Here is a 14,190-nt window from a genome sequence, read left to right as displayed (position 1 = left end):
TAGATATGAGAGCTGCCAATCGCTAGTATTAATAGCTAGCGGTTAACTTAACTACGGGTAAGTGTAATCTCACTGTGTGCAGTCATTTAAACGGTTTAAATCTTTTAGTTAAGTCTTGATATTGCTTAAAGGTTTTATGGCTTTAAATGATCGTTGTAATAACCTTAAAGGGCGAACTAAGATATAAAACTACTCCCTTGTCAGCTTCATACTTGTAATAGAGAAGAGAATTTATGTCCTTGTGTGCTTGCTATGTTGATCGATTAATCCTTGACACATTGTTTTAATTTAATATATCTTCAAGGAAAAATGAAACTATTTTAGAGTTGGGTTATGAGTAGAAAGGACGCTATTGAAAAAGGTTTAAGTAAAGCTACATTTCCAGTTGAACCAAAGGTATTTATAAAAAAAGTTAAAGATTATTTTGATAAGAAGGAAGTATTCGTTTCTGATGATTTACCAGCGGTTTTAGAGAGATTATGTTTACTGCTTAATTACTCTATTAGCAACCCTAGAATCGGAGGGTTCTTAGACCAACGGAATATATTAATATATCCAGCTCAAACTGGTGTTGGTAAGTCTGTATCGGTACAACACTATGTTACGATGTTAAAGCATGAATCGTCTTTGATTGTTGTAAATACCGTAGAAGAAGCAATGGCGTATTGCACAAACATAAACTCGATTAGGGAGCAAAATAGTTACGCTAAATTCTTTGCTGCCGAAAATAAAAAAAATAAAAATCAAATCCTTAAAAATAACATGAGTGAACTTGTGTATGTTCAATGTCTTGTGATCACACACAAAATGTTTACAGAGTTGCAGTCAAATTCCAACAAAAATATTGATGTCTTTCAACAACATAAGTCAGCCCAAGATAAGGGCGGCAGTGCAAGAGATCTAATTGTTATTGATGAAAGGCTCTCTTTTATCAATAAAAAATCTTTGAAGTTTGATGAACTAGAGGGAATAGAAAACTTCCTCGCTGATACACTGGAATATTCGCCAAAGTTTAAAAATGCCCCTCTGGTCGTACAACATCGTGATTCAGTTAAAGCAACTATTGAACTAATAACCGAAAAGCAGTTAGCTAATAAAAACAAGGCAGCTTTCATAGATCAGTTATCGTTAGAGTACAAACTAGAAAACGAATCATTGCCAGCCAGAATAGACTTTGAAGCGATTCAAAACATAATTTTTGATAGATTAGATGAAATTGACACACAAATTTCGTTGCTTAAGCCTTCTAAGATAAAGAACCTTGGAGAAATCAAGAATGGAGTTGTGGCAACGTTGAATGCATTTATTGATATCACATTGCCGAAAGAAAAATCCCCAAAGGAAACGTGTACAGGGCTTGAAGAAATCTATCGAGAATTCGCTATTTATAAAAAAGACTTGTACAAAGTCAATAGCTTACACAATCAGTTTGGAACATCTGTAGTCCTAGATGCGACTGCAGAAGTTAACAACTTTTATGCTTTGACATCATCTAATAGCAACTCACATATCGATATTGTTGAAGCTCCAAAAATCAGAAAATACAAAAACTTAACTATATACAAAGCTCAAGGAGTACAACAATCTGCTAATGCAATCTTTAAAAAGGGGGCTAATGTAGCTAAAGATAATGCAAATTGGTACACCAAAGTGATTAAGGAAACTTTAAACGATGGTGATAAGCTGTTGGTTATATCTTTCAAGGGATTTATTGAAGAATATCTCAGTAAAATTTTTCCCGAAAAAGGTAATGTAGTTTTTACAAACTGGGGGAACCATGTTGGAAGAAATGATTGGAAGGATTGCAATAAGGTCATGTTAATTGGTTGGTTTCGCTTGCCAGAAGAGGAATATATTTCGAAACTATTTCATATTTCCAGTCTAGGAACTTCCGATCTTCGTGTGATGAAACATATTACCCCTGACGCAGTTAAAAACCTTCAGTTGTCAGAGGTTGCTGATGACCTAATTCAAGGGGCTATGCGATGTTGTGCAAGGGTCATTGATACCAAAGACTCTGACTGTAAAGCTGCCTCAGTATATCTGTTTCAAGATAATTTTGATGGTAGTGATGATGTAATCAATTTGTTTGAATCTGAATTCCCAAAAGCTAATATTGTAAATTGGATCCCTAAAGCAAGTCGACCAAGAGGAACTTTACCAAAACCACAGCAAAAGCAAGAGGTAGTCATTGAGTGTTTGTTAAAAAATTTAGAATCCAATAGCACATATTTGAGACGTGATTTGTGTAAAGAATGTTCAATATCTCCGCCCACAATGACTCGTTGGTTGAAATCTGGTTACTTTAAAGACCGCTTGAAAAAATTAGGTATATGTCTTGATAAAGTTGATGGTAAGTCGGAAGCATTCAAATTCAAATAATTCATTTTAGTTTCATTAGTTAATTACTTTATGGAAAAGTGGAACTATTTGTTGTTGAATATTCGCTTAACTACGGGGTACATGCGGCAGTAACCTCTAGTACAAGCATGACTTCACATGTCCCTGTAGTTTTGTTGACCGTTAACAGCTGATATACAAAGTAGTAAGTAAAGATTTAATTTTTTGCATTAGCATTTGGCTTTCAAACACTGAGCCTTACGCATCCATTTCACAGAACATTTCGCTTCACTAACTACTCATTTCATTCCCTTGCTTCGCAAGCTCATTCATTCGTAGCTCCGTTTGCTCAATTTCTGCTCATGGTGCGACGGTCAGTGTTAAGGTTTTACGGGTTGGTGGATACTAGTTGTATCTTCAAGTAGTTACTAAAAAAACCTACAGTCACCCCAAAATAGGCATATTCCCAATTAAGTACACCAACGTACAAGTCGCTATATTGAAATATTTCTGCATTTTTTACAGCTCAAGTACTTCCTTTACGCTATATAGGTCAATCACTAGCCCCCCCCTAGTTCTCATGATGGCCAAATTGAATAGGCTATTAAGTACAAAGAAAGGGGATTTAGCGCAGTTATCTTAAGTACACAGACTGGCACATAACTATTAAGTAGCTGAAACAAAAAAGCACCAAACTTAACGAGTGGTGCTTTTTGGTTATTAACTCTTTGGTTTATTACTTCTAAATCTGCGAGATGCTAAACCACCAGTCCTAATACATGCATCAACAAGTGGTTCTTAAATCGTTTTCATCATTGAATTAAAGTTTAATTTGACGTGATGAACCAACTGATATTACAAAGGTGTCAAAAATAGCTAAAACATATACATATTTATTCTAAGATTATTTTTGTAGTTACCTATGGGTTACCTAGATATAAAAAAGCCACTTAAACAGTTATTCAAACTATCACTAAGTGGCTGATTTGTTTTACTAAATTTGGTCGGAGTAGCAAGATTCGAACTTGCGACCTCACGTCCCCCAGACGCACGCGCTACCAAGCTGCGCTATACCCCGAACTACAAAAACATTACTTAGTCATTAATATGAGCATAGTAACCTAGGGAGGGTTACTATCAATAGTATTGATTTGCGTCGACTATAATAATGATTTATTGAGTTAATGCAACGACAATTATTCATTCAAGTAATCAATTTTCGTCAATCGTTCAACTATTAATCAAATACTAACGTAATAGGCAGAAAATACTTCACTACTCTGTTTTTGGTTGTGCTTCTTTACTAAAACGCTTGATAAAATGCACACCATCAATCATTAACGGAAAATCTTTATTTACGGTGATCGGGGCAGCTAATTGACTTGAGTAACTTTGAAAATTACCATTTTGGTCAATAAGTACTGATTTATCTTTATTGAATACCATCAAGCCATTTGCTGATGTATTGGCAATAACACGATCTCGCTTTAAACTGAGTAAATCAGTACCGTTACTATAATTTTTATTTTCTAGAGAACAATTTAACCAATTAGTCATTAATGTTGATTGCAAGTCCATGTGACTAGTGAGTTTATTAATGATAGCTTTCTCTCTGTATTGTGATGACGTAGTGGGATTAATTAATAATGCAGGTTTGGTTGATAATTGGGTTTGATTTGTTTGATTACCAATTGAACTAATCCAAATAATATCTTTTTGCTGCTTTTGTTTTTGTGCCAACAGTAAGGCGTCTACAAACAAAGAAAACTGATAGTCGTTCGTAATATTTTTATCTTGTTTGTCATTCTCTAAACCACCTTTGAAATAAATCACATGCAACCCAACTTTTTTATTATTTAATTGATTAGAAAAAATTAAACTTGAGATGTCGTTAAGGTAATTTTTTTCATCAAATAAAGTAGTAAACCATTGTTCATCATCTTTACTTTCGTTGCGCTGTTGTGCGTTTACGTCGCTGTTTGAATCAACTAAAGTAAATGAAGTAATCATATTTTGTTGGTTAATTGCTTGAAATAATAACGGTTTAGTTTGCTGTGTTAAAATATCTTGCTGATAAATGCTTGGTAAAGCATAAAATAGATTAAACCAAGCGTCAGTTAATAAAGCAGAATCAACATGATTATTAAATTGATAGTTATTGCTGTTGGTTCTATTACTAAAATTTTGCAGTTGTTGAGTCGTTACTTGTTCGTCAGTAAGCACGATAAATACAGACCGCTGTGTATTTGTATTAATACATTGTTTATTCAATAACGGGTATTGTGGAATAGCATGGCTAAAAGACAATGGGCTTGTGGTACGTTCATTATAATCGTCAATATCAAATAAACCATATTTGGTTAATAAGGTTTGTGCTGTGGCAGGGTATGACAAAGGTAAAACGGTGTCTTGACGTAATATATCATAATCTAAATTGGCGTCAGCCCAAATATGGGTAATATGACTAAAGAAAAAAGAAAGCACCAGCGCAAAAATAACAAAACGTGCAAAAACGGTTTTTTGTAATTGCTTTAAATGTTTCCAAGCATAATTACTTACCGTGAACTCAAAGCCTAATATTATAATAGCAAACACACCACTTATAGTATAAAAAGCACTACTACTTTGCGCTATATCTTTGATTAAACTAAATATTTGACTTCTTGACGAAGCATTTAAATGATAACCTAAACGGCTATATATAAAACCATCAAGTAATAATAACAATAAACCAAAGGTAAAGATGATGGAACCGCTGATCCTAATGACTTTGGTGTTTGGCCAAATAATGGTTAACGGAAATAGCAGTAATACAAAACTCATAAAGGTTAAAAAACCAATGTGACTCACCCAAGTAGTAATTAAATAAGCCTGACCTAATAAAGTGTCTGGTGCTGTTTCACTAAAAAGATAGTAAGAGGAAAGGGTGATTGCCGCAATAATATTAAAAAAAGTAAACCAATGGCTCCAACTAATTAAATGTAAAAGTTTTTTGCTATAGGTTTTTTTATCAAAAGAGACCATTGAACATTATTCTTCTTATTTTGATGTTAAGTAAATAAAACTAGTGCGTTTTTTGAATAGATTGATTTAATGCGCGCGTAAAATTGTCTACAATAGCACGTTGTTTATCAGCAGGAATTTTACTAATAACGTTAGTTATTGTATTTCCTAGGCACATTAGGGCTAAATCTGTTGTGGCTGACTCGTTTACAAGTACATCCATCAGTTCTTGGATAATTTTTTCTACACGTTCGTTGGAGTATTTCGATACAATGGGCATAATGACACTTAATTGCTGATGATAAATAATATTTTGCCAGTTTATCAAATGCCTGAACAATATACTAATATATCAATACTAATATAACACTTAACGTAGACCTTAATTTATGAGTTTAATAATTTCCAATATAGCACTACATTTTATTTCTAAAAAAGAAGAATCTGGCGAGGTTTTGTTACGCTTAGGGCCTGAAAATATAGAGATAGGGGCAAAAATTACGGCATTTGTTGATGGTTTACATACGATTTATAACGCCAAGGGCAGTAAAGCTTACGGTAGTTTCTCAACAATGCCAGCCCAAGCTGTTAATACTGAAAGTCTTGAAGGTGTTAATGGTAGCAGTGAAACTACCACAGCACGTTTTGTTGACTTAATGGAAGGGTATTTAGGCGAGCGGCAAAGTTTTTATGCCTTTAGTACCCAAGCAGCAAATACCCTTAAAAATGAAATAGAAAAATATGACCTAGAAGAAAGCGGTTATTTGGTGGTTTGTCATTACGAATATATGGGGGGGCGCTATCTTTTAGTGGCGGTTATTCCCGTATCGCAACATTACAGTGTTGATGGTGAATTAAATATTTCGGCAGATAAACACCTTGATACAAATAAAATACAATTAGCTGCACGTATTGATCTATTCGATTATCAACAAAATGCTAGTGGTAATCGTTATATTTCATTTATCAAAGGACGAGCAGGCCGTAAGGTATCTGACTTTTTCCTTGATTTTTTAGGTTGTGAAGAAGGATTAAATGCGAAAGAGCAAACACAAACCTTAGTGCAAGCAGTAGAAGACTATGTTGCTGTTAACCAATTAGACTCAAGTGAAAAGCAACAAACGCGTAAAGAATTATTGAATTACTGTAAAGAGCAGAAAGCGAGCTCGCAAGATGTATCAATGCAGGAAGTGGGTAAAGTTATTGGACATACAACAACAGATGCCAGTGGTAAGGAACAAGATTTCTATCAGTTTTGTCAGCAGCAATCTTATCCTATTGAAGAGTCATTCCCACATGACCAAACCGTTGTTAATAAAATAACCAAATATTCGGGTTACGGAAATGGCATCAGTTTAAGTTTTGAACGTAGTCACTTTGGGCAAGATGTTGTTTATAATCCCCATAATGATTCGCTTACAATTTATAAAGTACCACCAAATTTGAAAGAACAGCTACAAGCGTTATTAACAGCCAACGACACTGACGAACCCATAGAAAACAGTTAGTCACTTTAAGTATAAAGTACTCATTATAGTGAAATAGGTAGAGCTAAATGGTTACGCGTTACCATTAATTGCTTTGTTTAATTTGTTAAATATTACCGCATTATCAATTATTTACTTTGTTTAATTGATAATTTAAAGAAAAGAGAGTTACCATGACAGATACTGTACAAGAAAACAAAAACATGACGTTAACCATCACACGACCAGACGATTGGCATGTACATTTACGTGATGGTGACGTATTAAATAATACCGTAAAAGATATTAGTCGTTATTTTGGGCGAGCTATTGTAATGCCAAATTTGGTACCGCCAGTTACCGACAAAGCACTTGCTGAAAGTTATTATCAACGGATTATGGCCGCGCAACCGCGTGCTGATTTCAAACCTTTAATGGTACTTTATTTAACCGATGCCACGACGGCTGAAACAATTATTGAAGCAAAAGAATCTGGACTTGTGTTTGCCGCTAAACTTTACCCTGCAGGTGCAACCACCAATTCTTCTTCAGGTGTTACCGATATAACTAAAATGGGTGATGTCTTTGCGGCAATGCAAACGGTTGGGATGCCTTTGTTAATTCATGGTGAAGTTACCACAAACGATATTGATATTTTTGATCGTGAACAGGTATTTATTGAAACTATATTATCGCCGCTTGTGGCTAATTATCCTGATTTAAAAATAGTGTTAGAGCATATCACCACAAAACAAGCGGTAGATTTTGTCAATAACGCTAGTAGCAATGTGGCCGCGACCATCACAGTTCATCACTTATTATTTAATCGCAATCACATGCTCGTGGGGGGAATTCGTCCACATTATTTTTGTTTACCTATTTTAAAACGTAATATTCACCAACAAGCACTGATTGAAGCTGCCACGAGTGGTGATGCAAAATTCTTCTTAGGGACAGATTCTGCGCCACATGCTAAGCATACTAAAGAGTCAAGTTGTGGCTGTGCAGGTGTTTACACGGCTCATGCTGCAATAGAATTATATGCTGAAGTGTTTGAACAAGAAAATGCATTAGATAAATTAGAAGCTTTTGCCAGCACTAATGGCCCAGCATTCTATGAATTACCCGTGAATAGCGACAAAATAACATTGGTTAAAAAACCATGGAATGTACCATCAACATTGAGCTTTGGCGACAATGTTATTGTACCGCTTAGAAGTGAAGACACTATTGCTTGGCAAGTGGAAGGTTAATAATGAAGTTATTTGTAAATGATCTTACCGTCATTGATTTTTCATACCTATGTAAAGAGCGCGGCATTGTAGGTGAAAGTTGGATAGTTGATGTACTGCTTGATGGTTCGTTAAATGAACAATCAATGGTATTAGATTTTGCTATTGTAAAAAAGCAAATTAAAGCCATTATTGACGAGGCTGTTGATCACAAATTGCTATTGCCAACACAAGAAAATGCGTTAACAGTGAACGATTCTCCTTATCATGCTGATCATCTAACCCTCGATTTTTTGAGCCAACGTGCCAGTTATTATTTGCAATCGCCAAGTTGTGCTTTTGCTTTAATAGACTGTTTAGCCATTACCATTGAATCGGTTACTGATTATTTAAATAAAATTATCATGGCAGAATTGCCAAGTAACGTGCAAGGGTTAACATTAACCTTACGTCCTGAAAATATAGCTGGTGATTTTTACCATTATACGCACGGTTTAAAGCTTCATGATGGTAATTGTCAACGTATTGCCCATGGGCATCGCTCAAAAATACAGATTTTTGTTGATGATGTAAAAGACAGTAAAATAGAGCATGATTGGTGTAAGCGTTGGCAAGATATTTATATTGCCAGTGAATCTGACCGTGTTCCAAAAGCGGATATTCAGTTATCAGATTCGGCTTTAGTTAATGTTACACCCGATCATCAATATTTTAGTTATACCGCACCGCAAGGGCGTTTTGATATTGCGGTTGAAAGCAAAGTGCTGGATGTGGTTGATTGTGATTCTACTGTTGAACTACTTGCCGATTTTATTGCCAGACAAATATATAAACAACATCCTAATAATAGTATTAAGGTTATCGGCTATGAAGGGGTGGCAAAAGGAGCAATAGTTAGTGTTTAAAAATTCAAAACCGTATTCGTTTATAAAAAGCAGTTTTGTTAGTGCAACTATTTTGCTTGCTAGTTTATATGTTAATAATGCAATAGCCGCGAGTATTAACGTATCAGGTGAAGTAAAGCAGGGTGGTTTGATTGTTGGTAAAACAAATGCAGACAATAGTGTTACATTAAATGGTAAACCATTACCTGTTTCAGCACAGGGTGATTATGTTTTTGGTTTTTCTCGCGATGATGTTTCAAGTTACCAACTTGTTATTACTGAACCTGACGGCACTAAAGCAAAAAAAATATTTACCCCGTTAAAACGTGATTATAAGTTACAACGCATTGAAGGGATAAAAAAGAGTATCATGCAGCCAAATCCCAAGGCGATTGCTAGAGCCCAGCAGGACAGTAAACAAATAAAAGCTGCCCGTAAAATTTCTAGTAATTTAACAAGTTTTTCTCAAGGATTTATTGCGCCAATTGAAGGAACAATTACTGGCGTTTATGGCAGCCAGCGAATCTATAATGGTGTACCTAAAAGGCCACATTTTGGTTTAGATTATGCGGGTGATATTGGTGATCCAGTTAAAGCACCGGCTTCTGGTAAAGTATTGCTTTGGGTGCCTGATATGTTTTATTCTGGTGGTACTATGATTATTGATCATGGCCAAGGCATCAGCTCTACCTTTTTACATTTGAGTCATTCTTTTGTAAAACAGGGTGATACGGTTAAACAGGGCGATGTTGTTGCTTCTGTAGGAAATAGCGGCAGAGTAACAGGCCCCCACCTTGATTGGCGTATAAATTGGTTTGATGTCAAAATTGATCCTGCCTTAGTTTTAAAAGTTAATGTATTACAGTAAGGCTATATCTAAGGTATTTAAAATAAAAAATGAATGGGTATTGCACGATTTAACACATTGATTAAATCAATTACTTTTAGCTTTTGTGCTTTTAGCCTAGGAACAATAGCAAGTGAATTAGTAGTGTCAGCTAAGCTTATCAATACCATAATGAACAAAACAAATTAACTGGCGTTGATAATATTTTTTGCAAGGAACACTCTTTTGTTGTCACATTTGTATCAATTCATGCCTGGCTTAATCACCCTATTTAACTATGACCGTAAATGGTTTACCGATGATGTCAGAGCAGCACTATCTGTTGCAGCCGTAGCCCTACCTGTAGCTATAGCCTATGCTCAACTCACTGGGGTTAATGCAGCAGTGGGGTTATATTCTTGTGTTTTACCCATGATTGTTTATGCAATGTTCGGCACTTCAAAACAACTCATTGTTGGCCCTGACGCTGCCACTTGTGCCGTGATTGCGGCAGTGGTAACCCCTTTGGCTGCAGGTGATAGTGTTAAACATTGGCAGTTAGTTGTAACCATGACTGTCATGACAGGATTTTGGTGTATTATTGCCAGCCGTTTTAAGCTAGGTGTGCTAGCCGACTTTTTATCTAAACCTATCTTAATGGGGCTATTAAACGGCGTTGCTATTACCATTATTGTTGGCCAATTTTCAAAAGTTTTCGGTTTTACGTTTGATGAAAAACATTTGCTTGAACGTTTAGGCGGCATTCCAACCTATTTATCGCAAGCACACATACCTACAATATTAATTTCTTTTCTTACTATTGTTATTTATTTTGTTATGAAACGGCTAAAACCAACATGGCCAGCCTCTATGTTTGCCATAACATTAGGGGCTTTATCTGTATGGGTTTTTAATTTAGAACAATTTAATGTGAAAACTATTGGTATTGTTGATGGCGGTTTTCCTTTGTTTAACGCACCGGTGTTTAATGTGGGGATTATTCGTGAATTAGTTATGCCTGCACTTAACTTAGCTATTGTGAGCTTTGTTAGTATGATGCTTACTGCTAGGAGCTTTGCCGCAAAAAATGGTTATGAAATTGAAGCAGACAAAGAATTTATGGCGTTAGGTATGGCAAACTTTGCATCAGCCTTATCACAAGGCTTTGCAGTCAGCGGAGCAGATTCGCGTACCGCGGTTAATGACGCCAATGGTGGTAAAACACAATTAGTTTCAATAATAGCTGCCGCAATTATTGCTATTATAGCGCTATTTTTAACAGCACCACTTGAATTTATACCCAGTGCGTCTTTAGGTATCGTGTTAATTATTGCCTCTGTACAACTGTTAGATTTGAAAGCCGTGTGGAAATTAAAAGCAAAAGATCGACAAGCCTTTTATTTAACTGTGTGTACTTTGCTTGCAGTGCTTTTTATTGGTGTTATCCCAGGTATTACACTAGCCGTACTATTAGGCTTATTTCAATTTATTCGTACGGTAATGCGCCCAACCGATCATATATTAGGTGTTGATATTAATGGGGTTGTTAGAAGTTTAGATACAAGTGATAAGGCCAAAGCCATAGATGGCATTTTTATTTACCGATTTAATTCACCACTCACTTACTTTAATTCAAGTTATTTTAAACGTCGACTATTAGAACAGTATGCAAGGCAAAAAGACGCAATAGAATGCGTTATTATAGATGCGGTACCCTGTTTTACACATTTAGATTTAAGCGTAATGGCCATGTTAGATGATTTGAATACCATATTTAGAAAGCGGGGCGTTCGTTTAGAGGTAGCAGGTAGAAAAAGGCAACTGTTGGCTTGGTTTGAAAAAGCAGAAATAAAATCAGGGACTGATGGAATATATGTACATTCTGACTTATACATTGCTTTAAGAAGAAATCAGAAAAAAGAAGCAGTTGAAATTGAAACTGATGAATTAACCCTTGATGAAGCGGCTCTTGATAACAATAAGCCCGAACAGGCTTAGAAATTACTGTAACAAAGACAATACAGAGCCTTATAATTTTAATGATTAAAAGGCTCTTAATTACTGAATTAAATTGTTAATTTTATAATGATTTAAGATAAGCCAATAAGTAATTTTGTTCAGCTATATCTGTAATTTGAACGTGGCGCATACGTGTACCAGGTACTAAAATATCATTTCCTGCAATCCATCGTCTAAGGTTTGCTTCTGTCCAAGTTAACCCTGATTTCTTTAATGCTTCAGAATAAGCAAATCGGGGAAGGGAAGCTGCTTTTCTGTTAATAACACCGGTTAAACTTGGACCAAATGTATTTTTACTACTGTCTGACGAATGACATGAACTACATTTTTTAAAAATTTCTTGTCCTGCTAAAATCATCATTTTTTCATCACTTGCAGATGAAGCAAAAGAGATTACTACAGCAACAATTGCCATACCTAAAATTTTGATTTTCATTTTATTATTGCCCTCTATATGAACTAAAAACACTTAGTCTTAGTAGTATATTATTAATTACGCAACACAGATGTAGATCTTAAGAATGAAATAAACCTAGTCATTAAGTATGATTTATTAATATTACGGAGTTTTTTACCAAACATTGTCCTAATACAAAAATAAATGGCGATCATGCATGATGGTGAACCTTGCGAAGATGATTCTAGGTTTTAAGTTTTAATAGAATAAACGCTATGAAATTAATTGCACGCTACGTTAAATCTACGGGTAATAGTACCTAAAAAACAATTTCATGCACGTAGCGTCGTGATAGTGATTGTCTAGAATTAATTGACTTCACACAGAGGAAGGATAGAAAGTATCCCCCTGAACCTTAAAAAAAGTCATACCATTACTTATAAAAAAAGATGCCAATGATGACATCTTTAGTTTATTATTTAGTTCTGAGGTGTTATTGCTTTGGCTTCTTAGTTTTTGCGGACTGTTGACAAAGCTCTAACTCCTTTTCCATTATTTCCTCCTTTTTTAGTATTGTTTTATATTTTATAAACGCGCTAATGCAATATGCAATTGCTGCTGCTAGCTCCATATATTTACCTTTTTCAATCAAATTAAGAGATTAATATATAGTGAGAACAGATCAAATTCGAGTGATTTTTACGTTTAAAAGCTATTTAATTTTAATATTATTTTTACGTATTCAGTTAATAATGATTTATGTGATAGGTAATCTATTAATAAAAGTATAGCTGCTTATTGATGATGACTGTCGAGGGAGCTACGGCTGTTAATCCAAGTTAAGAAGTAGATCTTGTGCTTTTTAGATTCAAGAAGTTACGAGGATTCTGCAAAGATCTTTTTCTACTATTTACAAGCTAACAGATAGATCCTCATAGTGTTTGCAAGTGAACAGCTAGATCTTCAATACCAAACTAAGAAATACTACACATAGCAAGGGCTGCGAGAAATCGCAGGTATATAAATACAATATATACAAATGCTAATAATGTCTAGGTTAAATAGCTAAGTTTGAAAGGGGAAATTAGTTGGGGATTGTCGAAGTGAGGTTTAATCTACTAACGGCTCTAAAGGGGGAGATCTACATTGAAGACGAAATTGTAGTAGTTTTTGGTATGTAATTGTACTAGCTCTACAAAGCAGACATTCGTTAACATATCTTTGTCCATTGATCTTTATACGCTGCTCCTGAGCTATCAATGAAAATACTATTTCCTTGCTTTCTTGGTATTAGTTGCAACGGTAAAGCAATCAAATTACCAAAACCTCCTTCTGGCATCACATCTTGATTTGGAAATAAACGATCAAAACAGGTGAACGACAAAGCAGGATACATTTCCATTGCTTTAGTTAATAAGACGTTACCTAGCTTTCTTGCTTTTGATGCTTCAACAGGTTGAGCAAAGAAAATCCATACATGGCCGCCATTACCACTTCTAGACCTTTCAACGATATGGTGTACTTTATAAAACTCGCAAGCTTCAGCGAAAGCATGGACTGATTCAATCCAATCTTCTTTATCAAAATCTGCTGCCAGTATGTGAGTTGTATTATCTTCTAGAAGTGGATAGATTCCAATTGTTTGATTCCCTTTAAGGTGGTCAAATATTGACTGTTGATCATATTGCTTAAAGTTTTGATTCGAACATTCAGTGCAACTTACGCGCGGCTTATTACAGATCTTAGGTTTCCATTCATTCCAACAGGCCGGTGAATAACCGCTTCTGCCATTTTTAGACTCCCACCTAAATGGATAGACATCAATTCTACCTTTAAAATATGAAATGAATAAATCGATTTTCGCTTCTGGTGAGACATGTTGGTTGAAGTGTTTAGCAAGCTCAATTTCTTCCTCAGCCAAGATCTTATTTCGCTCATTTATCAGTAGCTCTTTCTCTTCAACAAGTTGTCGAAGTCTACTATCTATTTGCGATAATCTTTTTTTCTGTGAGCTAGACAAATT

General features: G+C 35.2%; 10 protein-coding genes and 1 tRNA gene. 6 read left to right on the top strand and 5 right to left on the bottom strand.

Translation table 11 applies throughout. The features are described from left to right. The first annotated feature begins 333 nt into the window (after window positions 1-333). Window positions 334-2,382, top strand: a complete 2,049-nt coding sequence (locus ACE1OF_RS05385; RefSeq protein WP_448893218.1) for a hypothetical protein — start codon at window positions 334-336, stop codon at window positions 2,380-2,382. Window positions 2,383-3,341: 959 nt separating this feature from the next. Here the strand turns inward: ACE1OF_RS05385 and ACE1OF_RS05380 are convergent. The 3 genes from ACE1OF_RS05380 to ACE1OF_RS05370 form a co-directional block, all read right to left on the bottom strand. Further along, window positions 3,342-3,418: transfer RNA gene (locus tag ACE1OF_RS05380), tRNA-Pro, on the bottom strand. A 197-nt stretch (window positions 3,419-3,615) separates the two neighbouring features. Next, the gene (locus ACE1OF_RS05375) at window positions 3,616-5,364 is read right to left on the bottom strand and encodes a DUF3413 domain-containing protein (RefSeq protein WP_448893217.1); all 1,749 of its coding nucleotides are present in this window, start codon (window positions 5,362-5,364) and stop codon (window positions 3,616-3,618) included. A gap of 40 nt (window positions 5,365-5,404) precedes the next feature. Then, complete coding sequence (locus ACE1OF_RS05370; protein ID WP_448893216.1) at window positions 5,405-5,623, bottom strand: DUF1414 domain-containing protein; 219 nt, start codon at window positions 5,621-5,623, stop codon at window positions 5,405-5,407. Window positions 5,624-5,732: 109 nt separating this feature from the next. Here ACE1OF_RS05370 and yejK point away from each other — a divergent pair, with 109 nt between their 5' ends. From yejK to ACE1OF_RS05345, 5 genes are all read left to right on the top strand, one after another. Continuing rightward, the gene (yejK, locus tag ACE1OF_RS05365) at window positions 5,733-6,851 is read left to right on the top strand and encodes a nucleoid-associated protein YejK (RefSeq protein ID WP_448893215.1); all 1,119 of its coding nucleotides are present in this window, start codon (window positions 5,733-5,735) and stop codon (window positions 6,849-6,851) included. Between the two features lie 152 nt (window positions 6,852-7,003). Then, window positions 7,004-8,062, top strand: a complete 1,059-nt coding sequence (gene pyrC, locus ACE1OF_RS05360; protein WP_448893214.1) for a dihydroorotase — start codon at window positions 7,004-7,006, stop codon at window positions 8,060-8,062. Window positions 8,063-8,064: 2 nt separating this feature from the next. Further along, complete coding sequence (locus tag ACE1OF_RS05355) at window positions 8,065-8,946, top strand: 6-carboxytetrahydropterin synthase (protein WP_448893213.1); 882 nt, start codon at window positions 8,065-8,067, stop codon at window positions 8,944-8,946. Further along, a complete protein-coding gene (locus tag ACE1OF_RS05350; RefSeq protein WP_448893212.1) occupies window positions 8,939-9,793 on the top strand; it encodes a M23 family metallopeptidase in 855 nt (284 codons plus the stop codon). Before ACE1OF_RS05355 ends, ACE1OF_RS05350 begins: the two co-directional genes overlap by 8 nt. A 204-nt stretch (window positions 9,794-9,997) precedes the next feature. After that, window positions 9,998-11,749 carry a SulP family inorganic anion transporter gene (locus ACE1OF_RS05345; protein ID WP_448893211.1) on the top strand — a complete coding sequence of 584 codons (1,752 nt, stop codon included), beginning with the start codon at window positions 9,998-10,000 and terminating at the stop codon, window positions 11,747-11,749. An 82-nt stretch (window positions 11,750-11,831) separates the two neighbouring features. Here ACE1OF_RS05345 and ACE1OF_RS05340 read toward each other — a convergent pair whose 3' ends face one another. After that, window positions 11,832-12,206 carry a c-type cytochrome gene (locus ACE1OF_RS05340; RefSeq protein ID WP_448893210.1) on the bottom strand — a complete coding sequence of 125 codons (375 nt, stop codon included), beginning with the start codon at window positions 12,204-12,206 and terminating at the stop codon, window positions 11,832-11,834. A gap of 1,171 nt (window positions 12,207-13,377) precedes the next feature. Beyond that, a complete protein-coding gene (locus tag ACE1OF_RS05335) occupies window positions 13,378-14,187 on the bottom strand; it encodes a TOTE conflict system archaeo-eukaryotic primase domain-containing protein (protein WP_448893209.1) in 810 nt (269 codons plus the stop codon). Window positions 14,188-14,190: the final 3 nt, after the last annotated feature.

The sequence above is a fragment of the Colwellia sp. E150_009 genome (genome assembly GCF_053543955.1).
This window is presented reverse-complemented; position numbering and strand designations above follow the sequence as displayed.